Annotated in this window: 23 protein-coding genes and 1 pseudogene; 9 read left to right on the top strand and 15 right to left on the bottom strand. The window is 63.9% G+C overall.

Translation table 11 applies throughout. The features are described 5' to 3' along the window. Positions 1–137 precede the first annotated feature (137 nt). Positions 138–1,967, top strand: coding sequence for a glutamine--fructose-6-phosphate transaminase (isomerizing) (gene glmS / locus DID99_RS30560; RefSeq protein ID WP_124668182.1), 1,830 nt, complete (start codon positions 138–140; stop codon positions 1,965–1,967). Positions 1,968–2,232: 265 nt separating this feature from the next. Here the strand turns inward: glmS and DID99_RS30555 are convergent, their stop codons facing one another. The 3 genes from DID99_RS30555 to DID99_RS30545 are packed head-to-tail and all read right to left on the bottom strand — an operon-like array spanning position 2,233 to position 4,231. Beyond that, positions 2,233–2,730, bottom strand: coding sequence for a TPM domain-containing protein (locus tag DID99_RS30555; protein ID WP_124523338.1), 498 nt, complete (start codon positions 2,728–2,730; stop codon positions 2,233–2,235). A 2-nt stretch (positions 2,731–2,732) separates the two neighbouring features. Further along, positions 2,733–3,587: a YgcG family protein gene (locus DID99_RS30550; RefSeq protein WP_124668181.1), complete on the bottom strand. Its 855-nt coding sequence runs from the start codon at positions 3,585–3,587 to the stop codon at positions 2,733–2,735. Then, complete coding sequence (locus DID99_RS30545) at positions 3,584–4,231, bottom strand: LemA family protein (RefSeq protein ID WP_409362715.1); 648 nt, start codon at positions 4,229–4,231, stop codon at positions 3,584–3,586. Before DID99_RS30545 ends, DID99_RS30550 begins: the two co-directional genes overlap by 4 nt. A gap of 297 nt (positions 4,232–4,528) precedes the next feature. On the opposite strand from DID99_RS30545, the gene DID99_RS38035 reads away from it, so the two are divergent. The 4 genes from DID99_RS38035 to DID99_RS30525 all read left to right on the top strand — a co-directional run bounded on the left by DID99_RS38035 (position 4,529) and on the right by DID99_RS30525 (position 8,671). Further along, positions 4,529–4,954, top strand: coding sequence for a hypothetical protein (locus tag DID99_RS38035; protein WP_124668179.1), 426 nt, complete (start codon positions 4,529–4,531; stop codon positions 4,952–4,954). Between the two features lie 24 nt (positions 4,955–4,978). Further along, entirely contained in the window at positions 4,979–5,233 is a 255-nt protein-coding gene (locus tag DID99_RS30535) for a DUF2933 domain-containing protein (protein WP_124668178.1), read from the top strand. Further along, the gene (locus tag DID99_RS30530) at positions 5,217–5,873 is read left to right on the top strand and encodes an isoprenylcysteine carboxylmethyltransferase family protein (protein WP_124523331.1); all 657 of its coding nucleotides are present in this window, start codon (positions 5,217–5,219) and stop codon (positions 5,871–5,873) included. Before DID99_RS30535 ends, DID99_RS30530 begins: the two co-directional genes overlap by 17 nt. 350 nt (positions 5,874–6,223) lie before the next feature. Continuing rightward, positions 6,224–8,671 carry a heavy metal translocating P-type ATPase gene (locus DID99_RS30525; protein ID WP_260439283.1) on the top strand — a complete coding sequence of 816 codons (2,448 nt, stop codon included), beginning with the start codon at positions 6,224–6,226 and terminating at the stop codon, positions 8,669–8,671. Between the two features lie 54 nt (positions 8,672–8,725). On the opposite strand, the gene DID99_RS30520 is transcribed toward DID99_RS30525, so the two are convergent. Together DID99_RS30520 and DID99_RS30515 are read right to left on the bottom strand one after the other, a co-directional pair. Then, positions 8,726–9,538 carry a hypothetical protein gene (locus DID99_RS30520; RefSeq protein ID WP_124523329.1) on the bottom strand — a complete coding sequence of 271 codons (813 nt, stop codon included), beginning with the start codon at positions 9,536–9,538 and terminating at the stop codon, positions 8,726–8,728. A 158-nt stretch (positions 9,539–9,696) separates the two neighbouring features. Continuing rightward, positions 9,697–10,512 (bottom strand): helix-turn-helix domain-containing protein, encoded by an 816-nt coding sequence (locus DID99_RS30515; protein WP_124523328.1) that lies wholly within the window; start codon positions 10,510–10,512, stop codon positions 9,697–9,699. 120 nt (positions 10,513–10,632) lie between these two features. On the opposite strand from DID99_RS30515, the gene DID99_RS30510 reads away from it, so the two are divergent. Beyond that, entirely contained in the window at positions 10,633–11,292 is a 660-nt protein-coding gene (locus DID99_RS30510; protein ID WP_124668177.1) for a glutathione S-transferase family protein, read from the top strand. Between the two features lie 45 nt (positions 11,293–11,337). On the opposite strand, the gene DID99_RS30505 is transcribed toward DID99_RS30510, so the two are convergent. From DID99_RS30505 to DID99_RS30460, 10 genes are all read right to left on the bottom strand, one after another. Then, positions 11,338–12,426, bottom strand: coding sequence for a porin (locus tag DID99_RS30505; protein ID WP_124668176.1), 1,089 nt, complete (start codon positions 12,424–12,426; stop codon positions 11,338–11,340). Positions 12,427–12,640: 214 nt separating this feature from the next. After that, positions 12,641–12,976, bottom strand: coding sequence for a Rieske 2Fe-2S domain-containing protein (locus DID99_RS30500; protein WP_124571446.1), 336 nt, complete (start codon positions 12,974–12,976; stop codon positions 12,641–12,643). A gap of 3 nt (positions 12,977–12,979) precedes the next feature. After that, on the bottom strand, positions 12,980–13,291 hold the full coding sequence (locus tag DID99_RS30495; protein WP_044848341.1) for a YciI family protein: 312 nt from the start codon (positions 13,289–13,291) through the stop codon (positions 12,980–12,982). Between the two features lie 5 nt (positions 13,292–13,296). Next, positions 13,297–14,172, bottom strand: coding sequence for an intradiol ring-cleavage dioxygenase (locus DID99_RS30490; protein ID WP_124489254.1), 876 nt, complete (start codon positions 14,170–14,172; stop codon positions 13,297–13,299). Positions 14,173–14,201: 29 nt separating this feature from the next. Further along, positions 14,202–15,269 carry a maleylacetate reductase gene (locus tag DID99_RS30485; RefSeq protein ID WP_044848340.1) on the bottom strand — a complete coding sequence of 356 codons (1,068 nt, stop codon included), beginning with the start codon at positions 15,267–15,269 and terminating at the stop codon, positions 14,202–14,204. Positions 15,270–15,276: 7 nt separating this feature from the next. Continuing rightward, the gene (locus DID99_RS30480; protein ID WP_124489252.1) at positions 15,277–16,743 is read right to left on the bottom strand and encodes an aldehyde dehydrogenase family protein; all 1,467 of its coding nucleotides are present in this window, start codon (positions 16,741–16,743) and stop codon (positions 15,277–15,279) included. Between the two features lie 40 nt (positions 16,744–16,783). Further along, positions 16,784–17,803, bottom strand: coding sequence for a hydroxyquinol 1,2-dioxygenase (locus tag DID99_RS30475; RefSeq protein WP_124489251.1), 1,020 nt, complete (start codon positions 17,801–17,803; stop codon positions 16,784–16,786). Between the two features lie 42 nt (positions 17,804–17,845). Next, entirely contained in the window at positions 17,846–18,340 is a 495-nt protein-coding gene (locus DID99_RS30470; protein ID WP_124523322.1) for a hydroxyquinol 1,2-dioxygenase, read from the bottom strand. A gap of 114 nt (positions 18,341–18,454) precedes the next feature. Next, positions 18,455–19,384 carry a LysR family transcriptional regulator gene (locus DID99_RS30465; RefSeq protein ID WP_044848336.1) on the bottom strand — a complete coding sequence of 310 codons (930 nt, stop codon included), beginning with the start codon at positions 19,382–19,384 and terminating at the stop codon, positions 18,455–18,457. Positions 19,385–19,515: 131 nt separating this feature from the next. Next, complete coding sequence (locus DID99_RS30460; protein WP_124489249.1) at positions 19,516–20,766, bottom strand: MFS transporter; 1,251 nt, start codon at positions 20,764–20,766, stop codon at positions 19,516–19,518. A gap of 291 nt (positions 20,767–21,057) precedes the next feature. On the opposite strand from DID99_RS30460, the gene DID99_RS30455 reads away from it, so the two are divergent. The 3 genes and pseudogenes from DID99_RS30455 to DID99_RS30445 form a co-directional block, all read left to right on the top strand. Next, positions 21,058–21,594, top strand: coding sequence for a hypothetical protein (locus tag DID99_RS30455; protein WP_124492241.1), 537 nt, complete (start codon positions 21,058–21,060; stop codon positions 21,592–21,594). A 21-nt stretch (positions 21,595–21,615) separates the two neighbouring features. Continuing rightward, positions 21,616–24,384 carry a type VI secretion system Vgr family protein gene (locus tag DID99_RS30450; protein WP_124489247.1) on the top strand — a complete coding sequence of 923 codons (2,769 nt, stop codon included), beginning with the start codon at positions 21,616–21,618 and terminating at the stop codon, positions 24,382–24,384. Between the two features lie 18 nt (positions 24,385–24,402). After that, positions 24,403–25,061 (top strand): annotated as a pseudogene (locus DID99_RS30445) (hypothetical protein); the annotation flags it as partial.

The following is a 25,061-nucleotide window of genomic DNA, read 5'->3' as shown; positions in this document are numbered from 1 at the left end:
GGGTGTGAAATTTAATTTCAACATGATAGACGATCGCGCGCTTGTTTCATCTGTTGATGTATTTTGAAATTTAATTCCATTCGTGCGCCTCTACCATCGCTGTCACGGGTCCAGACAGGACATTTACGGAGCGCGCTATGTGTGGAATTGTCGGGGCGGTTGCCCAGCGGGACATCCTGCCGAACCTCGTCGACGGGCTGAAGCGGCTCGAATACCGCGGCTACGACTCGTGCGGCGTCGTGGTCTATCGCGATCGCGCGCTGGCCCGCGCGCGCAGCGTCGACCGCGTCGCCAACCTGCAGCGCGAGATCGCCGGGCATGCGCTGTCGGGCTACACCGGCATTGCGCATACGCGCTGGGCGACGCATGGCGCGCCCGTCACGCTCAATGCGCATCCGCACTTCTCGCCGAGCGACGACAACGCGCGCATCGCGCTGTCGCACAACGGGATCATCGAGAACTGCGATCAACTGCGCGCGGAACTGCAGGCGCATGGTTATGTGTTCGCGAGCCAGACCGACAGCGAGGCAATCGCGCACCTGATCGATCACCTGTACGACGGCGACCTGTTCGACGCGGTGCGCCGCGCGGTCGCGCGACTACGCGGCAGCTACGCGATCGCGGTGATGTGCCGCGACGAGCCGCACCGGATCGTCGGCGCGCGCGACGGGATGCCGCTCGTCGTCGGTGTCGGGGATGGCGAGAATTTCCTGGCGTCGGATGCGATCGCGTTGTCGGGCATCACCGATCGGATCGCTTACCTCGAGAACGGTGACGTTGCCGATATCCAGCTGCATCGCTACTGGATCGTCGATGCGGCCGGCCAGCGCGTCGAGCGTGCGGTGCAGCGGGTGGCCGCGCATAGCGGCGCGGCCGATCTCGGATCGCATCGCTATTACATGCAGAAGGAGATCTTCGAGCAGCCGCAGGCGGTGGCCGATACGCTGCTCGATGTCGGGTCGATCATGCCGGAGCTGTTCGGCGACGGCGCGTGGCGCGCGTTCAACGACGTCGATTCGGTGTTGCTGCTCGCGTGCGGCGGCAGCTATCACGCAGCGCTGACCGCGAAGTACTGGATCGAGAGCATCGCGAAGCTGCCGGCGAGTGTCGAGATCGCGAGCGAGTTCCGGTATCGCGACAGCGTGCCGAATCCGCGCACGCTGGTCGTCGCGGTGTCGCAGAGCGGCGAGACGGCTGACGTGCTCGGGGCCGTGCATGTCGCGAAGCAGCGCGGGATGCTGCACACGCTCGCGATCTGCAACGTCGCGACGAGTGCGCTGCTGCGCGAATGCGCGCTGCAGTTCGTCACACGTGCGGGGATCGAGATCGGGGTGGCGTCGACGAAGGCTTTTACGACGCAGCTCGTGGCGTTGTTCTTGCTGACGTTGTCACTGGCGCAGGTGCGCGGGCGGTTGAGCGACGACGAGGAGAAGGCGCATCTGCGTGCGCTCCGGCATCTGCCCGATGCGATGTCGAAGGTGCTCGCGCTGGAGCCGCAGATCATGGGCTGGTCGGAGTTGCTCGCGCGACGCGACAACATGCTGTTTCTCGGCCGCGGGATGCATTATCCGATCGCGCTCGAAGGCGCGCTGAAGATGAAGGAGATTTCGTATATCCACGCGGAGGCTTATCCCGCCGGGGAGTTGAAGCATGGGCCGCTGGCGTTGGTCAGTAATGAAATGCCCGTGATTGCGGTGGCGCCGAATGACGTGCTGCTCGAAAAGCTCAGGTCGAACATGCATGAAGTCAGCGCGCGGAACGGCAGGCTTTTCGTGTTCGCGGATGTGGACTGCGGGTTGGTTCCGAGTGAGGGGATCGAGGTGATTCGACTCAATGAGTACTACGGGCCGCTGTCGCCGATCCTGCATACGGTGCCGATGCAGTTGCTCGCTTATCACGCGGCGTTGGCACGGGGGACGGATATTGATAAGCCGAGGAATCTGGCCAAGTCGGTGACGGTGGAGTGAGGGCATATCGTGGAGGGCCGGGCTGTGCCGAGTTCCATTAGTTTCGGTTACGGGCCTTGTTGTGGTTTGGGTTACGGGACGCTTACCTGCCGGCTGCGCCTTACCTGACGAGCGCAAACCAGCATCAAAGCCAAAAGGGGCGCTGGAGCTTTTTTCAGTGCCCCTTTTTTCGGGTGGCCATCTGCTCCTCGAAATCGGGGCGTTTTGGAGTCGACATTTTCTCGGTGTGGACAGGTTCAAGAGGACCGATGTCGAGCTTCGGAACTCATATCACAACGGGCGCACTCGAAAGATCATCGAGCCACGGACCGTGAATCGGAAAGTGTTTTTTCAGCAGCTCCGTAACTTGCTCGATACCTCGCAGAACACCTGACCGATAGTCGCCCTGCTGGAAATGAGCCTCCATGGCTTCGCAAATCGCCTCCCATTCGCGTTGGTCCACTCTGGCGTGTATGCCTCGGTCCACGACAATTTCGACGTCCCGGTCCGCAAGGAGCAGATAGATGAGAATGCCGTTGTTGTGCTCCGTGTCCCAAACCCGGAGGTCCGAGAAAACCTCGATGGCACGGTCCCTCGCAGAGGTGCCCTTCAGCAACGCGCCGATATGCAGCGCCCCTTCCACAGCAAACCTGACCTGACCCACGTGCACGCGATGACTGGCACGTACAGCCTCTTCGATCGAGATCAGCGTCCGCCGTGAAAATGCCTTGTCGACCCGCCAGCGGGTCGCGAAAAGATGTCGGAAGAGACGTTTCAGGTCCATGCTCACCACCGTCCCGATGCGCCACCGCCGCCGAAGCCCCCACCGCCGCCGCGAAAGATGTCGCGATTCGAATCACGGCCGAAACGCCCGCCGCGACCATCGATGAAGCGCCCGTCAGCGGCTCTCATACCGCCCCCCAGCAACGTGAAGAGCAGCGCCATCATTCCCGCCGCGATGGCGACAAAAAGCGCCTGCGATAAGATCCACGCGATTGCCCCGACGACACCGCCGGTCACGACGGCGCCGGGCAGTCGCCCGAACATGGCGCGCAGCAGGCCACCGGCCATGACCGTCAGGAGGAAGAGAACGGGAAGCAACCGTCCGGCGCCGTCGCTTGCCCGAGGTAATCGCCGCGGTGGCGGCAACGCCTCGCCGCTGGCGACGCGTATCATGCCGTCGACGCCGGCGGTGATGCCACCGTAGAAGTCCCCGTTTCGGAACCGCGGAACGATCGCCTCGTTGATGATGCGATTGCTCGCTGCATCGGTGAGCACGCCTTCGAGGCCGTACCCGACCTCGATTCGAAGCGCTCGGTCGTTTTTCGCGACAATCAGGAGCGCGCCGTCGTCCACATTCTTGCGGCCGAGCTTCCATTGCTCGACGACTCGCATCGAATACTGTTCGATGGTTTCGGGCTCCGTGGTCGGAACGATGAGAACTGAAAACTGCGTTCCTCGTTTCGCCTCAAACTCTCTCAACGTCTGCTCGAGGCTGGCCGACTGGTCGCTGGTCAGGGTTCCAGTTTCATCGGTGACTCTCGACGTCAACGGCGGGACGGGGACGTCCGCGAGCGCACCGGCTCCGCCCAGGAGAAACGAGGTTAGAACGACGGCCAGCGCCAGTCGGAGCACGTTCAATTGGATGTCCCGCCTGCAGAGGCCGGCGGCGAGCCGAAGTCGACCCGCGGCGGTCTGGAAATTTCAGCTTCGTTGCTTACGGAGAAGTTGGGGCGCTCCAGATAGCCGAAGGCCTTTGCAGTCAAATTGTTCGGGAACGAACGTATCGTCGTGTTGTACGTCTGAACGGAGCGAATGTATCGGTTTCGGGCTACCGCGATACGATTTTCCGTACCCTCGAGCTGCGCCTGCAGGTCCCGGAAATTCGCGTCCGACTTCAATTGCGGATAGTTTTCCGAAACCACGAGCAGCCGTGATAGAGACGACGTGAGCTGTCCTTGCGCGGCTTCGAATTTTGCGAGCGCCTGCGGGTCAGCAATGAGTTCCGGTGTGGCGCGAATCTCACCCACTTTCGCCCGCGCCTCCGTCACACGGACCAGCACTTCCTTTTCCTGGTCCGCGTACCCCTTCACTGTGTTGACGAGGTTGGGAACCAGGTCGGCACGCCGTTGATACTGATTGAGAACTTCCGACCAGCTGGCCCTCACCTGCTCGTCCTGGCTCTGGATGGCGTTATAGCCGCACCCTGGGAGAGACAGCAAGCTCAGCGCCAATGCGCCTGTCAGAAGTGCGCGGGCCAGACGGCGCCGTGCGGACATTGCCATAGAACTTTTCGACATGGACGCGCCTCTGCCTTGTATTCCCGGCATTCCGCCGCTCACCGGTGCACTGCCTATCGTAAGTAGCTCGGCGGTCGCAGGGTTGATGCACGTCAATGCTGCATTGTCGAGCGCGCCCGGAGCGATGCACCGTCTCGGGCGCGTGTCGGCTCCACGGCCGCGCTACATATGAAGAATTCGGCGCGTGATTCGTTGAGCCACGTCAAGCCATCGAAGGAGCGTCAGCATAGAGTGGTTTCAGGGTTCGACCGGCTCTGAAGAACCATGCTCCTGGAGAACAAGATGGCATTCCTGCACAAACTCGCAATCGCAATTGCGACGCTCGGCATGATCAGTGCCGTTGCAATCGCCGGCACGCCGGTGGCTGCCGACAATGCAGCTCACGATGCCCATCATCCGAATAAGGCAGCCGCAAAAGCGCCGAACAAGTCAAACCGCGAGGCGGACGACCAGATGCAGGCCATGCGCGCCATGCATGTAAAGATGATGAACACGAAGACGCCTCAAGAACACGCCGCCCTGATGGACGAGCAAATGAAAGTCATGCAAAACGGCATGAGCATGATGGAGATGATGGGTGCTCGCTCGTCCGGTATGCCGATGTCGTCGCGGCACGAGAGTATGGAAATGCGGATGGATATGATGCAAATGATGATGCAGGCAATGATGGACCGTCAGGCTGCGCAAGAGCATCCGGCCGAGAAGTGAGACGATGCGAAACGGGAGACAACCATGGATGACAGCTCGCATGGTGCCCGGCCGTTCTGGAAATCACGGTCAGCCATTGCACTCGTAGCATTCACTGCAATAGCGCTATTCCTCCTGCTTTCCGAACACCGCGCCCACTTCCTTGGCGTCTTGCCATATCTGCTGTTGCTCTCGTGCCCGCTGATGCATCTGTTCATGCACCACGGGCACAGGCACGACGGAATGAAAACGACCGGCAGGCGCCCTCATTCGGGAGACGGTCATGACCAGCATCGGTGACGGTTACGGCCTGTGGAGCCTCGTAGCCATCAATTCTCTCGTCTTCATCATCTTCGCGTTCAGCTTCTTCAAGCCAGCGACAAAGCGGGACTGGCGAACGTTCGGTGGATTCTCGGCCTTCATCGTCGCGCTATTCGCAGAAATGTACGGGTTTCCGCTCACCGTCTACTTGCTATCGGGCTGGTTGCAGACGCGATTTCCGCACACGAATTTGCTATCTCACGATGCAGGGCACCTGTGGTGGACCTTGACCGGCAGGCACGGCGACCCGCATGGCGGACTTCCGCATCTCCTCAGCTTCTTCTTCATACTGGGCGGCTTCTACTTGCTGTCCACGGCGTGGCACGTACTGTATGAAGCTCAGCGTGGCAAGGCGTTGGCCACCACCGGACCCTACGCGAAAATCAGGCATCCTCAGTACGTCGGGTTCGTCGTGATCATGCTGGGTTTCCTGCTCCAATGGCCCACGCTCGTGACTTTGGCCATGTTCCCCATTCTCGTTTTCATGTACGTTCGACTAGCCATACAAGAGGAGCATGATTCGGAGGCGCGGTTCGGCACTGCGTGGCGTGAATACGCGGCACACACGCCGCGCTTCGTACCCAGCTTGTTTGGGAAACGCCCGGCTCAAGTGCATTGATTTCAGGCGGCTCACCCGTAGCTGGCACTCCCGAACTCGATCGCAATCTTCCGGGATGAGGGGCTGCCATGAAACCCTTCAAGACTGGCGCGACGCTTTCAGCCACGGTTGTGCTGTTCTTTGCGTGGTTATACAACCGCCTGAGTGGACCGAACTAATGCAATTCCGTACGCCCATACCTCTCTCCCGAACTGCATGTTGCCAGTGTCGGTCTCGGGAATCAGAAGATCGAGGCAACAGCTAGCCTCGATACAGGTAACTCACGTCGCAGCACGGTCGTCACGTCAATATCGAACGCGCAGAGCGACGAGCCTCAATGGAAACGGAACGGGTGAGCAAAGGAGCGTCAAATGAGCGGCCAACCCGGCGAAGACGAGCTTCATCACCAAAGGATGTCCGGGCACTTGTCATCGGACGAACGTCACGGTCGTGAGACGGACGAGCACGCCCCTTTCGCCGGGCATGGACACGACAAGCTTGCTCATCACCATGATGGCCAGGACAAACACGTACGCTCCACGGATCCGCTTCGCGACCCCGTCTGCGGAATGACGGTGACCGATGAGTCACGCTTGCGCCGCGAACACAATGGCAAGTGGTACGCGTTCTGCAGCCAGGCTTGCTTGACGAAATTCGAGGCAGCGCCGTCCAGGTACGTTGAGCCTTCGACCATCGAGCAGCCGCAAGCACTACCCGAGGGCACCATTTACACGTGCCCGATGCACCCGGAAATTCGACAGGACCATCCCGGGCAATGCCCGAAGTGCGGCATGACGCTGGAACCGATTCTGCCCAGCGTCGACGAAGGCGAGAATCCGGAACTGGTCGATTTCCGACGCCGCTTCTGGTGGACGTTGCCACTGACCGCCATCGTTTTCGTGCTGGCGATGTTTGGCCATCGCCTACGATTGATGGGCGCCGGCACCGAAAGCTGGGTTGAGTTCATCCTCTCTACGCCGGTCGTCCTGTGGGCAGGCCTGCCGTTTTTCGAGCGGTGCGTGCGCTCATTCATGAACCGCAGCCCCAACATGTGGACGCTCATCGGGCTCGGGACAGGCGCGGCCTATATCTACAGTGTCATCGCGACCCTCTTCCCCGGCGTGTTTCCCGAAACGTACAGCGCGCACGGCCGGGTCAGCGTGTATTTCGAGGCGGCGGCAGTCATCATTTCGCTGACGCTTCTCGGGCAGTTGCTCGAACTGAAGGCCCGCTCGCAAACGTCCGCCGCCATCAAGGCACTCCTCGGGCTCGCACCCAAGACCGCGCGGCGCATCAACCCGGACGGTTCCGAAGCAGACATTCCGTTGTCCCATGTTCATGTGGGAGACCTGCTTCGCGTGCGGCCGGGCGAGAAAGTCCCCGCGGACGGCGTGGTGACGGACGGCACGAGTTCGCTCGACGAGTCCATGATTACCGGCGAGCCCATTCCGGTCACGAAGCGCGTTGGCGACCACGTCATCGGCGCAACGATGAACGCGACAGGCAGTCTCGTCATCCGCTCGGAAAAGGTCGGCGCCCAGACCGTCCTGTCGCAAATCGTGCAGATGGTCGCGCAGGCGCAGCGCTCCCGTGCGCCCATGCAGCGCATGGCCGACAAGGTGGCCGGGGTGTTTGTCGTCGGGGTCGTCAGCATCGCTCTCCTGACCTTCCTCGTGTGGGGCATCTTTGGGCCTGAGCCCAGTTGGGTATTCGGTCTCATCAATGCGGTGGCGGTGCTCATCATTGCGTGCCCCTGCGCGCTGGGCCTTGCGACGCCCATGTCCATCATGGTCGCGAGCGGCAAAGGAGCCACGACCGGGATTCTCTTTCGCGATGCCGCTGCGATTGAAAATTTGCGCAAGGTCGACGTGCTCATTGTCGACAAGACGGGGACGCTGACCGAGGGGCGTCCTGCGTTCGAGCAGGCCGTAGGCACAAGCGGATACACGACCGACGACGTGCTTCGTCTGGCGGCGAGTCTCGACCAAGGCAGCGAGCATCCGCTTGCTGCAGCCATCGTTGCGGCAGCCCGCGAGAAGAAGCTGACTTTGGACCGCACGGAAAATTTCGAATCCGCAACGGGTATCGGCGTGAGAGGAGTCGTCGCTGGCAGGCGACTTTCACTTGGCAACACCGCGCTGATGCGGACTGACGCCGTATCCGTCGAATCGCTGTCCAGGGAGGCGGATAGCCTGCGTGCGCAAGGCGCGAGCGTCATGTACTTGGCAGTCGATGGCAGTTTGGCCGGACTGCTGGCGGTCGCTGACCCGATAAAGGCGACCACGCCAGAGGCGCTTTCGACGTTGAAGGAGAACGGTATCCGAGTCGTGATGGCGACCGGTGACGGGGTGGTCACTGCCAAGGCCGTGGCCGGGAAGCTCGGCGTCGACGAATTCCATGGCGAGGTGAAGCCTGCCGACAAGCTCGATCTGGTGACACGGCTTCAGCAAGCCCGGCATGTCGTCGCGATGGCTGGCGACGGCATAAACGACGCCCCCGCGCTGGCCAAGGCCGATGTTGGCGTGGCCATGGGAACAGGCACGGATGTGGCAATGAGCAGCGCTCAGGTGACGCTCGTCAAGGGCGACTTGCGCGGTATCGCGCGTGCTCGAGCGCTGTCCGAGGCAACCGTCGCGAACATGAAGCAGAATCTTGGCTTCGCGTTCGTTTACAACGCGCTCGGGGTCCCGTTGGCGGCCGGGGCACTTTACCCGTTCACGGGGCTGCTGCTGTCGCCGATGATCGCGGCGTTGGCGATGAGCCTGAGCTCAGCCTCGGTCATCTCGAACGCGCTGAGATTGCGCAACGCCAAAATTTGAGCATGCGTGCGCCCCGCAAGCCGGTCAGTATCCCCGCCCCGCGCACGAAAACCCCTACTTCGACAACTTCAGCTTTTTCGCCAACACAACCCCGCTCGACGGACTCACCAGCGAGATCGCATTGATATCCATATGCAACCTGGAGATCCGGGTCGTAATGTCCGTCGGCTCGTCGATACTCGGATCGGCATGCTCGACTTGCTCGGTCAGATAAGGCCGAACCAGCCGCCCGGAAAAGACGAGCGCGAAGTCGCCATGCGCTTGAGCGTACACGGCAGGCGAAATCCGCATCCGGCTGCGAACCGTGGTCTTTTTCCCATGCCCGGAATCGAGTTCGATGATGTCGATCTGCTGGATGTACCCTTTCGCTTTCGCTTCGGGGGCGATCACGAGCCCTCGCCCTCGTGGCCCCTTCGTGACCTTCCGGAGCAGGACGCCCGTCCGGTCGCCGTGCTCCGCGTCGAACAGGTCGATGTCCAGCGTCAACAGGTGCCGCTGCGACCGGTACCTCAGCCCGTACTGCACCGGCACCACGAACGTCACGTCGCGATCCAGGCCGACGGCCGCCAGGTCGGGATTCGGGGCATACCGGTCGGTTGCGTCGGAGACCAGGCCGCGAACCCGGTCGCTCAAGGAAGGCGGCGCGGGGCTGATGTGCAGCTTCTTCAGGGCATCCCGAATGGCAACCGGGTCGTCGCCGACGATCGGTCGTGCGGGCGACGCGTCGTGATCGGCAGCAGGCGCGACGTGCGTCGTGCCGTCGACGGCCTCCGCCTCTGCATGCGCCGCGACGGGCGCCAGGATCATCGTCAAAGCGACGACGCACGCGAAGCTCGAACGCCCCAACTTGGATTTCCGATGAAACACGAAGGCTCCTGATTTTCTTGCGGATCGGTCAACGACGAGCACTATAGGGTGGAATGATAGGCAACGCATCCATTGTTTGAAATTCACCGATGCCCTGAGCGCCCCTTCGCCGGTTCATTGTCAGCCGAAAGCAGGCCGACGCCCCCTCATCCGCAACCTCAACCCTGCCGATCCTCCCGCCGATACTCCGCCGGCGCCTTCCCGACCAGCTTGCGAAAATCGCGCGTGAAATGCGCCTGGTCGAAATACCCCAACGCCTGCGCCAGTTCCGCGAGATCGACCGGCTCGCCGCCGGCGAGTTTGTCGGCCGCCTCATGCAGGCGATAACGACAGATCACCCACTTCGGCGTCACGCCCACATAGTCGGAAAAGAGTTGCTGCAGCGTGCGCTCGCTCAACCCCGCGCGCTCAGCCAGATCGCGCACCTGCGTGAGCCCGATATCCTGCTGCAGCATCTGCAAGATGCCATGAATACGTTCGACCTGCGGATCGGCCGGCGGCAGCACCCGCAACAGCAGCGCCTCGGCAACCGCCACCATCCCGGCGTCATCCTCGGCACCGAGCACGGCGTCTTCGGCTTGCGCGTCGCCGCAATCGAGCAGCGTCGACACCGGCAGCACCTTGTCGGTCGACAAATGCACCGGCTTGCCGAAGAACGCCCGAAACGCGCCCGGCCGGAACCGCAAGCCGATCACCCGCCCGGCCCCGGCCAACGTCGTCTCGAACGCCCCCGACACCACGCCGAAGATCCCCGTCCGCCGCCGGTCGAACACCAGATTCACGCACGGATACGGCAGCGTGCGCTGCACATACGCCGGCTGGTCGCGCAGATCCCATTCGACGATCCAGTGGTGATCCAGCACCCCGGCCAGGTCGGCACAGGGGTAATAGCGATTCAGGCGGAAGCGCTGATTGAAGGCTTTCGGGCCGACGACACCTTTGGGCGTGTCGGTCACGTGACGCAAGTCGGCCATGGTGACGAACCGTTGAGGTGACTGCGTGATGATGCACCGCCGCAGCGGATTTTTCCAAGACGAAGCCGCGCGGCCGTCCTATATTGGTCGACCTGTCCCGAATGCACACCGGAGCCCGCGATGCAGCAAGACCGTCACCTGACCCTGTTCCACTCCCCGCGCAGCCGCTCGGCCGGCGCGCGGATGCTGCTGGAAGAACTGAGCGCCGACTATGAACTGCACGCGTTCGACCTCTCCACCGGCAAACATCACGAAGCCGACTACCTCGGCATCAACCCGCTGGGCAAGGTTCCCGCACTGCGTCATGGCGACGTGATCGTCAGCGAGCAGGCCGCCGTCTACATGTACGCGGCCGAGTTGTATCCGGAAGCCGGCCTGTCGCCGGCGCCGGGCGATGCGCTGCGCGGGCCGTATCTGACCTGGATGACGTTCTATGGTTCGTGCCTCGAGCCGGCCATCGTCGACCGCTCGATGAATCGCCCGCCCGCGGCCTACTCGACGTCGCCGTACGGCGACTTCGATACCGTGATGATGCGGATCGATGCGCAACTGGCGAAAGGGCCCTACCTGCTGGGCGAGCGCTTTACGGCGGTCGACGTGCTGTGGGGCTCGGCACTGAACTGGACGACGATGTTCAAGCTGGTACCCGAAACGCCGCGCATTCGCGCGTACATCGATTGCGTGCTGGCGCGCCCGGCGATCCAGCGCGCGCAGGCGGCGGATGCGGCGCTGGCGGCGGAACAGGACAAGGCCAAGGAGGCGGCCGCAGCGGCGCGGTAGCCGGTTGGCGGGCGAACCGCGACGCCGGTCCCGCCCGCCGCGCCATCAGAACATCGTATGCAGGCCGACGCGCGCCACCGCCTGACTCGCTGAACTCGACGCCCCGTTCGGATCGAGCACGCCGTTGATCTGCGCGTTCGCGCCGCTGTTCGCGCGTTGATAATCGGCGGACACGTAGACCATCGTCCGCTTCGTGAACAGGTATTGAAGCGCGACGCTGACCTGATGCGCATGGTTGTCGTTCACGGCTTCGTTGCCCTTCATGTACATGTACTTCGCGCCGAGAAACACGTCCGGCCTGATGCGCCACACGCCGCCGGCCTCGGCCATCCACACGCCGGCGTCGTTGAACGAATTGTGCACGGTGGTCAGGAGTGCCTTCGCGCTCACCGCACCGAAGTCGTAGTGCATCCCGACACCCCAGTTGCGCACGCTGGTCGACGGCGTGCCGGGCGCCGGGCCGTACTTCTCGTTCGTATATGCGGCACCGATGCCGAGCGCGCCGACTTCGTAGTTCAAGCCCGCGCTCACGGCATTGTCCGCGCCGATGGAACCGGCCACGCCGCCGAACGCATACATCACGCCGCCCGACAACCCTGCAATCGTCGGCGAACTGTATTTGACCGAGTTCGCGACTGGCTTGCTGCCTGCCGTGCGATCCCAGTCGAACGCGCCGGTCGGGTTACCGGGTAGCGCGAGACGCTGGAACGGGCCATTCCTGAATCCGTACAGCCCCGAGATGTCCATCGAGATCGCATTCCCCTTCGCAAACAGCGAATCGACCATGAAGTCGTACTGATTCCCGAGCCTGACGCTGCCGAACCGGTCGCTCTCGATGCCCACGTATGCATTACGTCCGAAGATCCCGGTCCCGATGATGCTCCCGTTCGCCATCGAGAACTGGTTCACGAGCGCGAACGTCGCGTGATATCCACCGCTGAGATCTTCCGTGCCGCGAAAGCCGAACAGGTTCGGCGTGAAGATGCCGTCGTCGAACTTGACGTTCTTCCCGCCGCCCTCGTTGCTGACGTACGAGATGCCGCTGTCGATCAAACCGAACATGGTCACGCTGCTCTGTGCGTACGCACCCTGCGCGATGGCCAGCATCGCGAATACTCCAAACCTGAGCTTCATTGCGTCTCCGTCTTTTTTTGAAATTCGAGCCGGTCGCCCGCCACGTCGCGAACGATCCGCTCATGCTTCGTGAAACAACACCTTCCCGCCGGATCAGGCTTGCATCCGGTCCGGCATAATGAGATTTACTTAGCTTTACTTATTGACTGAAACGAATGAAATCCCGCGCACTTCCGATTTCATCCAGCCTGGTGCAATCGGCCCGTCCGCCGATTCAGGCGCTCCGGCAAATCACCCACGCCGCCGCATCCACCTCGACGGCCACGGCTTCCAGCCCGGCACCCGAGCACGGCCCGTCGATACACACACCGTCGTCGAACCGGAACAGCGCACTGTGATGCGCGCACATCAGCACCTGGGATCGATAACAGGAAACGCTGCCCGGCACGAAATCGAGCGGAACCGAGAAATGCGGGCAACGATTCACGTAAGCCCACACCTGCTCCCCGCGCCGCACGACGATGACGGGACGTCCGATGCGCGCCTCATCGACGACCCGCGCGCCACCATCCGGCACATCGGCGAAGCGACAGAGTTGCGTGGCACCCATGACTCACGCTCTCCGCTCGGGATTGCCGAGGCTCCAGTCCCACGGACGCACCTCGACCCGCGAGAACAGCCCTTCCTTCACATACGGATCGTTTCCGACGAACTGCATCACCGCATCGATGTCGTCCGCCTCGACGACGAGCAGCGTGCCGTTCATCGCATCGCCCTGCGGATCGAGCGTCGGCCCGCCGAGCCGCACATACACGCCGTGCTGCGCGGCGGAACGTAGGTAGGTCCGATGCGTCGCCCGCACGCGGTCGCGCACCTCGCGCATCCCGGGCTGGTCCGTCGCAAACACCGCAAAGAATCGCGCCATGTCGGTCAGCTCCGGTCGAGCACGAAGTCGTACGTCGCCTCGCGATACGGGCCGCTCAAGCCGACCCGGCGCGCGAGCTCGTCACCCGCCGCACGCGGGCGATAGGCGACCATCAGCGACGGCTTCACGCCGAAGACGGCATCCGACTGCAGATACGCGTCATTCTCGTCGAACAGATGCGTGACGAGCTTGCGATAACCCGGCGCGTCGATCATGAAATGCAGGTGCGCGGGCCGCCACGGATGGCGGCCGGTCGCATCGAGCATCTTCCCGACCGGGCCGTCGGTCGGAATCGGATAGCTGACCGGCAGGATCGTCGTGATCGCGTAACGACCTTCGGCATCGGTCCGGTAGCGGCCGCGCAGGTTGCCGTGCGGCTGCGCCGTATCCTGCCCGGAATACATGCCGTTCTCGGCGGTCTGCCAGACGTCGAGCACGGCGCCCTGAACCGGCGCGCCGTCGGTAGTGAGCACGCGGCCATGCACGACGACCGGCGTGCCGGGCGTGAACGCCATGTTCTCGCCATACGCGCGCTCGGGCATGCCCTCGATGTAGAACGGGCCGAACACGGTCGTTTCCGTCGCGCCGGTGGCGAAGCGATGGTTGATCGCATCGACCAGCATCGACACGCCGAGCGTGTCCGACAGCAGGATGAATTCCTGGCGCACCACGTCGTCGCACATCTGCCCGGTTTCGGTCAGGAAGCGAATCGCGGCCATCCACTCGGCCTCGGTCAGCTCCGTTTCGCGGACGAACGCATGCAGGTGCCGCACGAGGCTCTGCATCAGCACGCGCAAGCGCGGGTTCGGCGTACCGTCGAAGCTGGCGACGACCTGCTCGGTCAACCGCGTGTCGCCGTCATCATGATGATCATTCGTCACGTTCGTCTCCTTTGTATGCAGCCGGCCGCTCACTGCGGCTCGCGCCCTTCCCACGCATGCTGAAGCAACTCGCGGATCGGCGCGCGCTCGATCGGCCGCGGATTCGCGTACGGGTTCCGGCACGCGAGGTCGGCGGCTTCGTCGAGGCCCGCTTCCGGCATTCCGATGTCGGCCAGCGCCGCCGACAAGCCCAGTTGCCGGTTCAACCGGAACAGCAACGGGCCGGCGTCGGCCGCGTCGGTGCCGCCCAGCGCCCGCGCGACGCGGCGCAGCGCGTCGGGCGCCGCCGCATGGTTGTAGTGCGCGGTATGCGGCAGCATCGCGGCGTGCGTCTGTGCGTGCGGCAGGTTGAAGGTGCCGCCGAGCGTATGACAGAGCTTGTGATGCAGCGCCATGCCGACCGCACCCAGGCACGTTCCGGCGAGCCATGCGCCGTACAGCGCGCGGCTGCGCATCTCGCGATCGTCAGGCGCGCGCACGATCGCCGGCAGCGCTTCGCCGAGCGCACGAATCGACTCCTCGGCCATCAGGCTGATCACCGGGTTCGCATCTTCAGCGTAGAGCGCCTCGACCGCATGCGCCATCGCATTGACGCCCGACGCCGCGGAAATCCCCGGCGGCAGCGACAGCGTCAGGGACGGGTCATACAGCACCGTACGCGGCAACACGCGCGCATCGCGTCCGGTGCGCTTGAGCCGGCCTTCCGTGAGCCCGAAAATCGGCGTCATCTCCGAGCCCGCGTAAGTCGTCGGCACGGCGAGGATCGGCAGCGACGACTCGAGCGCGATCGCCTTGCCAAGGCCGATCGTCGAGCCGCCGCCGATCGCGATGCAGCAGTCCGCGCCCAGCTCGGCGGCCATCTCGCGCGCGGCCCGCGCCACCTCGACCGGCACGTGCATCACGGCCTGCGCGCACACGCCAGCCGCGCGCTCGCCGAGCACGGCCCGGACGCGTTCGGCGAGCGGCTGCTGCTCGGGCGTCGACAGAATCAGCGCCCGCTGCGCGCCGAGCGCGGACAACTCGTCCGGCAGCCGTTCGAGCGCGCCCCATTCGAACACGACGCGGGACGGCGTTCCCTGATAGACGAAGCGCTCCATCTCGGCCTCAGCGCTTGAAGTGCGGCGGCACCTTGCCGTCGACGTTGACCCACACCGAGCGCGCCTCCGTGTAGTCGTGCATCGCCTCGAAACCCATCTCGCGGCCGTAGCCCGACTTGCCGATGCCGCCGAACGGGCTGCCCGGATTGACGCGCTTGTAGCAGTTGATCCAGCACATGCCCGCGTCGATCCGCGACGCCATCCTGTGCGCGCGGGAGAGATCGTTGGTCCAGAGGCCGCTGCCGAGCCCGTATTCGGTCGCGTTGGCGATCGCCAGCGCTTCCTCGTCGCTGCCGAAGCGCAGCACGGTGACGAACGGGCCGAACACTTCCTCCTGCGCGACGCGGTCGGCGGCGCTCTTCGCCTCGATGACGGTCGGGCGCACGTAGTAGCCGTTCGCGAGTGCCGCGTCCTGCGGCACGCTGCCGCCTGCGAGCACGCGGCCGCCCTGCTCGCGCGCGACGTCGACGAACGACAGCACGCGGTCGAGGTGCTGCTTCGACGTCAGCGGGCCCATCTCGGTGTCCGGGTCCAGCGGGTTGCCGACGCGGATCGACGACGCCAGCGACACGAAGCGCTCGAGGAATTCGTCGGCGATGCGCTCATGCAGCACGAGCCGCGAACCGGCGATGCACGCCTGCCCCTGGTTGTGGAAGATCGCCCACGCGGCGCCGTTGATGGCGGCGTCGAGGTTGGCGTCGTCGAACACGATGTTCGCGCCCTTGCCGCCGAGTTCCAGCTGCACGCGCTTCAGGTTGCCCTGCGACGCCTCGACGATCCGGCGGCCCGTCGCCGTCGAACCGGTGAACGCGATCTTCCCGACACCGGGGTGTTCGGCGAGACGCTGGCCGGCCGTATGACCGTAGCCGGGAACGATATTGACGACGCCTTCGGGAAACCCGACTTCGGCCATCAGTTCGACGATGCGCAGCGTCGACAGCGGCGTGATCTCCGACGGCTTGAGCACGACGGTGTTGCCTGCCGCCAGCGCCGGGCCCATCTTCCAGCTCGTGAACATCAGCGGGAAATTCCACGGCACGATCTGGCCGACGACGCCGATCGGCGCGCGCTGCACATAGTTCAGGAAGCCGGTTTCGACCGGAATCACCGAGCCCTGCAGCTTGTCGGCCATGCCGCCGAAGTAGCGGAAGCAGCCGGCCGTGCGCGGCACGTCGAGCGCGCGCGAATCGCGGATCGGGTGGCCGGTGTCCAGCGATTCGAGCTGCGCGAGTTCCTCCGCGTTGGCTTCGATCGCGTCGGCGAGGCGCAGCAGCAGCCGGCCGCGCTCGGCCGCCGGCATCGCCGACCACTTCGGGAATGCGCGGGTCGCGGCTTCGACCGCGAGGTCCACGTCCGCCGCGGTGGCGGCGGCGATCTTCGCGATCAGCGAGCCGTCGTGCGGATTGAGCACGTCGATCGTGCCGCGCTCGACGGCGTCGACGAAACGGCCGTCGATGAAGAGTTGGGTTTGCATGAATCGTCCTCGATGGTGTGCTTGTGCGAGCCGGCGCGGCTCAGAACTCGATCGGATACGGCGCCAGCTCGCCGCTCTCGTATCGCTGCGGAAGGTTCGGCGTCGCGTTTTCCCAGACCAGCAGCATCGAGCGCTTCGTCGAGTAGCCCTGGTGCCGGATGTCGGCAGGCATCGCGCAGATGTCGCCGGCCCGCATCGTGACGCGCGCGCGCGGTGCGCCGGTGTTCTTGTCGCCGATGTCCCACACGATTTCGTCGGACAGTTGCAGGAACCATTCGACGCGGTCGTTGCCGTGGAATACCGGCAGGATGAATTCCTCGGTGGTCGGGCAGAACAGGCTGCGCCCGCACACGGAGGTCACCGACGGATTCCACGTCACGTCCGAACGCGACAGATACTTGAACAGGTTGAACGCGTGCAGCTCGCCTTCGAAGCCCGGTTTCACGTGCACTTCCGGCTCGTCCTGAGCGACGTCGAGAAACGCGCGGTTGACCGGCAGATCGTCGCGCAGCGGCGAGTCGCCTTCGAGGCCCGGCATGCGGCGCGTCGCGATCCGCGTGCGTTCGATCGCGGAGCCGTTCTCGCCGTGCTTGCGCCCGAACGCCGTGCCGGTTTCCTCCGGCGCCGCGAACGGATCGAAGCCTTCGTTGGTCCAGTCGTGCAGCATCGCCTTGAAGGTCGCCATGATCGTCGGCGTTTCGAACGTCTCGGTGTAGTCGACGCCGGCTTCCTTCAGGATACCGTTGAACGTGCCCGCATAGACGTCGACCTTGCCGTAGTGATTGCGCGTGCCGAACACGTGATCGAAATTCACCCAGCCGTAGAAGAAGCCCCACGCGACGTCGCGCATCATCGCGCGCAGGAATGCGTCCGCGGGGATCGCGTGCGTGCGGGTCTGGCCTTTCGCCGGCCAGCTGATTTTCACGAAATACTCGTCGCGCTGGAACGCGAATTCACCGAGGTGGAAGCGGCGGTAACCGGTGACGGCATCGGCTTGCGTGGCCTGCACCAGATCGGCGCCGAAGCCTGCGGAAAGATCGAGGGTCTCGAGGGTGGCCATAACGTGTCTCCTGGAATAGTTGAATCTTCGCGATCGAATCGATCAGTGCAGGCAGATGTCGGCCCACTTCTCGACGGACAGCTCGCCGAGCACGGTCTGCACGAGCGCGACGCCCGGCTTGCTGGCGGTGAAGCGATACGCGCAGCCGGCCGGCAGCAGTGCCTGGTGGCCCTTGCGCAGCACGACGTAGCCCATCTCGCGGCCCGCCGGCTGCGTGCCGGCGTTCACGGTGCCGCGGCCGGTGGCGGGCGGGTTGTCGAGCTTGATGAAGTCGATGCGGACTTCGCCGTCCATCTGGATCGCGAACTCGTCGTGCGCGCACGCGAACCACGGCGACTGGCCTTCGGTGCGCAGCACTTCGATCACGTATTCGAGGTTCTTGCCGGCGACGACCTTTTCGTAGGGGGCCGACTTCGATGCGATCTCGAAGACGTTCGAGAACGCGTAGTGTTTTGCGCTGCCGCTGGTGATTTCGATCTCGCCCTTCGTGTAGCCGTCGAGCGAGCCAAAGACGGTGTGGAATGCCGTGTCGGTCATTGCTGTCTCCTGAGTTGAACCGCTTGTTGGATTCAACTTTAGGGGCGACGACGCCCGTCAACAAGGTAACGGAGCGCGACTACGGCATTTGCGTTTCGCGAATAATCGCTTCGCTCAACGAACCCAGCCGCGCTCCAGCAGCGGGCGATCCCACGGCGACTCGTCGCCGATGTATTCGACGAGGAATTCGACCAGCGCCTTCACCTTCAACGCCTGTCGCTGCGTTGCGGGATAAACGGCGGCGAAGCTCAGCGGCGCGATCTGGAAGTCGGTGAGGATGGGCACCAGCCGGCCCGCGACGAGCGCGTCGCTCGCGACCAGCGTGGGCAGGCACACGACGCCGCCGCCCGTCAGCGCGTACTCGCGCAGCAGGTGCACGGAGTTCGACCGGATCATGCCCGGCAGCTCCATTTCGACGACCTCGTCGCCGCGTGTCAGCGTCCAGCGGTTGCGTGATGGATAACCCGAATACAGCGCCGTGGTGTGCTGCAGCAATTCGCGCGGATGTTGTGGCGCACCATGCGCGTCGAGGTAGGCCGGCGACGCGCAGAACAGGCGTCGGACCACGAACAGGCGCCGCTCGATCAGCGACTCGGATATCGGCGGAAAGATCTGGAACGCGATGTCGAACCCTTCTTCGACAGGGTCCACGACACGGTCATTGACGATGATGTCGAGCTGGATGCCCGGATAGCGGCGATTGAATTCGGCGAGCGGCACGCCGAAGTGATCGAGCGCGAAGCCGGGCAGCATCTGGATGCGCAGCCGCCCGGTCGGCGTCGCGCGCAGCTCGCGCATCTGGTCGGTCAGCTCGTTGACGCGCCCCACGACTTCCGCGCATTCGCGGTAGAAGGTCTCGCCCACTTCGGACAGCCGCACGTGGCGCGTGCTGCGATGGAACAGCGGCGCGTTGACGAACTTCTCCAGTTGCTGGATGCGGTTCGTCACGACCGAACTGGTGACCCCAAGCTGCCGCGCCGCTTCCGCGAAGCTGCTCGCCTCCGCGACCCTGACGAACGCCTCGATGCTCAGAAACCGGTCCATGCCGCACCTTTCCCGAAAGCCAAACCGGCAGTCTAACCGCACCTGCCGGCCGGGTGGGTCACGCCGAACGCGTCACACTGTCACCTGACGGGTGTCAATCCCGCCGGCTGCGCGCATGACCGCGGGGCACGTTACGGCTGCTTGCCCGCCGACAGCTCCGGCTGCACGCCTACGCGGCGCTGCAACACGGCCGGGGCCGTCTCCCGCAGCAGCATGCTGACCACGATGCCGAGCAGCACCGCCCCCATCGGCAGCCACAGAATGTTCTGGATCCCGAAGTGCGCGGCGACGTAGCCGCCCATCGCCGGCGCGATGCCGCCGCCGAAGATCTCGCCGCAACCGACCACCACGCCGATCGACGTCGACACGAGGCCGACGGGCGCGGCTTCGGTCGCGACGGGGCCCGACAGCAGCGACACCAGCCCGAGCGTGAAGAACGACGCGACGAACAGGACAACGAACAGCACGACCGGTTGCGGGCCGAGGCCGCGGAAGATGTAGAGCATCACCGCCGTGCCGGCGAAGCCCGCGATGCTCGCGAGGCGGCGGCCCACCACGTCGGACAGCCCCGGCAGCCCGAACTGCCCGAGAAAGCCGCCGAAGCCGATCGCCGACACCACGAGGCCCATCTTCTGCGTGCCGAGCGCAAGGTAATCCGTCAGGTACAGCGGCAGCAGCGCGCCGAGCACGAACACGCCGGTCATCGCGCAACACAGGGCGGCCATCGCGACGAGGATGTTGCGGCTCTTGAGCACATGGCCGAGCGACGCCGGCGCGTGCTCCGACACGACCTCCTTCGCGCGCTTCGGTTCGCGGATCACGAAGAACATGATCGCGCCGAGGATCAGCCCGGGAATGGCCACGAGCGCGAACACCCAGCGCCACGACACGACGTTGAGCAGTTGGGTCGCGATGATCGGCGACAGCGCCAGCCCGAATAGCGCGAAGCCGCTTTGCTGCAGCCCGAGGTTCAGGCCGCGCCGCCGCGGGTGCGACGCGTCGGCGGTGGCCGCGAAGCTGGTCGGGCAGAACGAGCCTTCGGCGACGCCCATCAGCCCGCGGATCGCGATCAGGCCGAGCAAGCCGCCCGCGAGGCCCGAGAAGCCGGACAGCAGCGAGAACGCGATGATGGCGGGGATCAGGACCTTGCGGCGGCCGACCTTGTCGGAGATGCCGCCCATCAGCGCCGCGAAGATGCCCCACGACAGGCCGAGCACGCCGATGCAGTTGCCGACGTCCTGCGCGCTCAGGTGCAGGTCCTTCATGATCGAAGGGAACAGCGGCGCGATGAGCCAGCGGTCGAGGCCGACCAGGCCGAAGCCGAGCGCCAGCAGCGTCACCGCCTTCCACTCATAGGAGGTATCCCACTCGTTTGCTTTCATGTCTGTCTCCGTGGATTGGTCCGCTTGCGCGCGCCGGGGCGTCCGCGCATCGGCCAGGTCCGTTGTCTTGGGTGTGCGACGCGACGTGAGTCGCGAGGAAGTGGCGGCCGCCTGTCCGGCTTCGTTCCGGTTGCAGGCGTCGAATTCAATCAGCCGACGCCCGAACGATAGGTGCGCGCAGGCGGATCGGGTATGGAACAACCGGCGAACGCGCCATTCGCGAAACGCAAATAATCGGGTGCGGCAGGCGGGAAAGGTCGATGGAGAAGCGCTGTGCGAACGGCGGCAGCGTTGAAGCAGCGCTCCTTCCTCGGTTACGGGGGAATCCCTCATAGACATCAGCGAGGCCCGCACGCGACGCCGCTTGCGCGGCCGATGAACGCGGTTCGGCGCGCCGCCCGGCCGCGCGCCGATCAGGATGCGGCGAATGACGAGACCGGCAACCGGCAGATGCGCTCCGAGCAGGCACGAAGCAATCCGTCCACACGTTTTTCGTCAGCGCAATACGCCGCCATTTTCTTCGATATCAGACGGATCCTATCTTCGAAATCCATAAATCGATTTTATTTAAATAAAAAGACCTGCACGACAACCACACAATCTGACAGAACCACCTTGCGCCCGCCCTTTTTACCGATCAATAAGAGACCTTTCAAAATCATCCGAATCGCCGAAAAAGAAAAATACCGTTTCAAACCAATCATCCAGCCAGACAAAAACAAAAATACATTTATCGAGACCGACAAGCTTGATATTCTCGACGCGAATTTTCGATCCGATTTTTTCAATTCAAACAGGACCACATTTCAAACAAATCCTAATCAATAAAAAAGCAATGAGATTATGGCGATGTCGATAGCAAGAACATTTCGGGAATTTGCGTCCAGTCTGACCGACGGGAACTCGCGACCCGTCGATCTCCATTTCGGCCGGGCGCAGCGCGCGGTCGGCCACTTGCTTGCGCTCCATCACGCCGATATCCGCGAAGGCCTGATGTCCGGCATCGACGGCGAGCTGACCTGCGTGTCGAGCCACGATCATCTGTCGCCGACGCTGTTTCTCGGCCTGCCCGTATCGGTCCGGCTGACGACGGACCGCGGCAGTACGCGCGCGATCAATGCGATCGTGCGTGAAGTGCGAACCGGTCAATCCGACGGCGAACTGACCGTCTATCAATTGCACGTGTGTGACGCGCTGTCGTTGATGGACCGTCGCACCAACGCCCGCGTATTCCGATCGCGCCACGTGACGGAGATTCTCGCGACGCTGATGAACGAGTGGAAACTGCGCAGCCACGCACTCGCGCGCGCATTCGATTTCGACCTGTCCGGCTTGCAGGCCGATCGCTATCCGGTGCGCGAACTCACGCGGCAGGTCAACGAGTCGGACGCTCGTTTCATCCGGCGTCTGCTGCGCCGGGAAGGCATCACGGTCTTCGCGAAGGCCGAGCCGGCCGGAGGCGCGCGCGGCATGAACGACGCGTGGCCGATTCATACGCTCGTGTTCTGCGACGACCCGCATCGCCTGAAGGAAGCGCCGGCCGGTACGCTGCGGCTTCACCCGCGCGACGCCGGAACCGAACAACGCGACACGGTGACGCTTTTTGCGCACTGCCAGAGCGTGTCTCCCGGCCAGGTCCGCCGCGCGTCCTGGGACTACAAGCCAGCCCGTGCAGATGACTCCACCGCTGTCACGGACCTTGACCAGGGCGAAGCCGGGAACGACCTTGCGCGCCTGCTGACGGACGTCGCGATCGACATCCCGCACGTCGGCGACTCATGGCGCGATCACGATCGCATCACGCGCGACCGGATACTGGCGCATCAGTTCGAAGCCGAGCGTTACGACGGAATCAGCAGCGTACGCGACCTGCCCGTCGGCCACTGGTTCACGCTGACGGGCGACCCGGAGCTGGACATGCGGCCGGCCGATCGTCGCCAGTTCGTCGTCACGTCGGTTCGGCACGATATCTGGAACAACCTGCCGAAGCCGCTCGCGGGCCGCGCGCACACATTGTTCGCGGCGAGCCGGAACCTCGCGCAAACGGCTGCGCCGGCACCTGTCGATCTGCCGGAGCAAACCGACACGCGCTATGAAAACCGTTTCACGTGCGTGCGCCGCGGCGTGCCGCTCAAGCCCGCCTATGATCCGAAGGTCGACGTACCGCCGGTGCACCTGCTGACCGGCACGATCGTCGGCGCGCAGGGCGAGGAAGTGTTTTGCGACGGGGCCGGCCGCGTGCGCGTGCTGATCCACGGGCACGATCCGGCCGATCACGCGCACGCGCAAGGCGCCGGAACGAACGGCCGGGCCGGCGACAGTGCGCCGATTCGCGTCGGTACAAGCCTCGCCGGCGGCAACTTCGGCGCGCTCTTCCTGCCGCGCGTCGGCATGGAAGTGCTGCTGGGATGTCTGTCCGGCGATCCGGACCGGCTCGTCATCATCGGCGTGCTGAGCAACGGCGCGAACCCGCCCGTGACGTTCACCCATACGGGCGCGCTCCCCGGCAACCGCTTCCTGTCGGGCATCAAGACCAAGGAAATCAACGGCCGGCGATACAACCAGCTTCGTCTCGACGATACGCCGTCGCAAATCTCGGCGCAGCTGGCGAGCGAACATGCGCATACCCAACTGAATCTCGGCTATCTGACGCAGCCGCGCGAAAGCGGACACGGGAAAGATCGCGGCGAAGGTGCCGAGCTGCGCACCGACGCCGCCGCGGCTCTGCGCGCGGCGCAGGGCATCCTGTTGTCGACCTATGCGCGCACACGGGCCACCGGCGGTCAGCTCGATCGAGACGAACTGATTCGGCTGCTCGACGAATGCACGGCGCTGTTCAAATCGCTCGGCGACTATGCCGGCGAGCATGGCGGACAGTCGGCCGATACCGCCGGTCAGGGCAACGTCGCCGATGCGTTCCGCAACTGGACGCCTGACGGTGCGCGGCCCGGTGCGACCGGCGATGCGCCCGCGTTGATCGCGTTCGGCGCGCAGTCGGGGTCGCTCAACGTCACGCCCAGAACGCACGTCATGTATGCGGGCGAGAACATCGATCAGATCGCGCAGCAACACGTTCAGGTCAGCAGCGGCGAGCGCATCAAGCTGCATGCCGGTCGTGGCGTCGCGATGTTCGCGCACAGCGACGGCGTGTCGGCGATCGCGAATCGAGGGAAGGTCACGATTCAATCGCAGCACGACGATACGCAAGTCGATTCGGCGAAGAACCTTCAGTTGACGGCCAGTGGCGGAAACCTCGTCGGCACGGCGAGCGATGAAGTCGTGTTCGTCACGTCCGGTGGCGCGTATCTCAAGCTGCGCGGCGGGGATATCGAACTGGGATGTCCGGGGACATTCACGGTGAAGTCGGCGGGGCATGTGTGGGACGGGCCTGCGAGCATGAGTGCGGATATGCCGAAGTTTGGTCAGGACACGCTTGGCCGAGTACCGAAGCTGGTCCGATCCACCGACGGCAACGCGGCTGCGGGATTCGAGGGCGAGATCAAAAGGCCGTCCGGACCGCTATCGAACTTGTCGAGCGATGCGGCCGGCCAACTTCCGGCTGTCGATGCTGACCAGTTCGAGAGACTGGCGGTGCAGTTCATCAAAAACAATACATAGGATCGCGAAGGAAACTGCATGACTGATTCATTTCTTGACCCGCCGCTGATGGCGACTGCTCATCGCGACCAACCTGCGGCGAAAGTTAATGCTGACGACGTAGCTGTGTCGCGGCCGGCACCGCCGCCGATCGTCGTCGGCCGGGGCGAAGGCGTGACGATGTTTGCGAAGAACACGCCGCTCATCTGCATCAAGCAATTGCCCTTGCCCGGTATCGTGATCTTCGTGCATGGGGTGAATTCCGAAGGCGAATGGTTCGAGGCGTCGGAGGAAGGGCTGTGCAAAGGCCTGAATCGCAGGCTCGGACGTCTGGACGATCAGATGATGTATCACGGTATCGATGCCGGACAACTGACGCCCGCGAAGTACACGGAGAGTGTGACGCCGGATGGGTTTCTCAATCCGAAGCTCTGGTCCGGAAACTACATCAAGCCCGAGCCGTCGTTCTCGCCCGTCATTCATTTCCGCTGGGGCTATCGCGCGACAGCTGCGGAATTGAAGGAGTACGGCGACAAGATCTTTCTCAACGAAAAAGACTATTGGGGCGGCGGCCCGTTCACGAACGGCTGTGCCAGTCTGCCCGATCTTTGGCACGGCGGGCTGGATGATCGAACGATGGGCTGGATGACCGTGCAAGGCATCAATCCGACCAATCGGCCGCTGTACCGCGCGCCGCC

The organism is Burkholderia sp. Bp8986, from assembly GCF_003854225.1.
Lineage (GTDB): Bacteria > Pseudomonadota > Gammaproteobacteria > Burkholderiales > Burkholderiaceae > Burkholderia.
This window is presented reverse-complemented; position numbering and strand designations above follow the sequence as displayed.

Coding starts and splice junctions, on each gene's coding strand:
- DID99_RS30475 (WP_124489251.1), bottom strand. CDS start 17,803: ATGGCCACCCTCGAGACCCTCGATCTTTCCGCAGGCTTCGGCGCCGAT.
- DID99_RS30535 (WP_124668178.1), top strand. CDS start 4,979: ATGGATGACAGCTCGCATGGTGCCCGGCCGTTCTGGAAATCACGGTCA.
- DID99_RS30485 (WP_044848340.1), bottom strand. CDS start 15,269: ATGGAGCGCTTCGTCTATCAGGGAACGCCGTCCCGCGTCGTGTTCGAA.
- DID99_RS30465 (WP_044848336.1), bottom strand. CDS start 19,384: ATGGACCGGTTTCTGAGCATCGAGGCGTTCGTCAGGGTCGCGGAGGCG.
- DID99_RS30505 (WP_124668176.1), bottom strand. CDS start 12,426: ATGAAGCTCAGGTTTGGAGTATTCGCGATGCTGGCCATCGCGCAGGGT.
- DID99_RS30450 (WP_124489247.1), top strand. CDS start 21,616: ATGTCGATAGCAAGAACATTTCGGGAATTTGCGTCCAGTCTGACCGAC.
- DID99_RS30460 (WP_124489249.1), bottom strand. CDS start 20,766: ATGAAAGCAAACGAGTGGGATACCTCCTATGAGTGGAAGGCGGTGACG.
- DID99_RS30470 (WP_124523322.1), bottom strand. CDS start 18,340: ATGACCGACACGGCATTCCACACCGTCTTTGGCTCGCTCGACGGCTAC.
- DID99_RS30525 (WP_260439283.1), top strand. CDS start 6,224: ATGAGCGGCCAACCCGGCGAAGACGAGCTTCATCACCAAAGGATGTCC.
- DID99_RS30480 (WP_124489252.1), bottom strand. CDS start 16,743: ATGCAAACCCAACTCTTCATCGACGGCCGTTTCGTCGACGCCGTCGAG.
- DID99_RS30495 (WP_044848341.1), bottom strand. CDS start 13,291: ATGGCGCGATTCTTTGCGGTGTTTGCGACGGACCAGCCCGGGATGCGC.
- DID99_RS30510 (WP_124668177.1), top strand. CDS start 10,633: ATGCAGCAAGACCGTCACCTGACCCTGTTCCACTCCCCGCGCAGCCGC.
- DID99_RS30515 (WP_124523328.1), bottom strand. CDS start 10,512: ATGGCCGACTTGCGTCACGTGACCGACACGCCCAAAGGTGTCGTCGGC.
- DID99_RS30530 (WP_124523331.1), top strand. CDS start 5,217: ATGACCAGCATCGGTGACGGTTACGGCCTGTGGAGCCTCGTAGCCATC.
- DID99_RS30545 (WP_409362715.1), bottom strand. CDS start 4,231: ATGGCAATGTCCGCACGGCGCCGTCTGGCCCGCGCACTTCTGACAGGC.
- glmS (WP_124668182.1), top strand. CDS start 138: ATGTGTGGAATTGTCGGGGCGGTTGCCCAGCGGGACATCCTGCCGAAC.
- DID99_RS38035 (WP_124668179.1), top strand. CDS start 4,529: ATGGCATTCCTGCACAAACTCGCAATCGCAATTGCGACGCTCGGCATG.
- DID99_RS30500 (WP_124571446.1), bottom strand. CDS start 12,976: ATGGGTGCCACGCAACTCTGTCGCTTCGCCGATGTGCCGGATGGTGGC.
- DID99_RS30555 (WP_124523338.1), bottom strand. CDS start 2,730: ATGGACCTGAAACGTCTCTTCCGACATCTTTTCGCGACCCGCTGGCGG.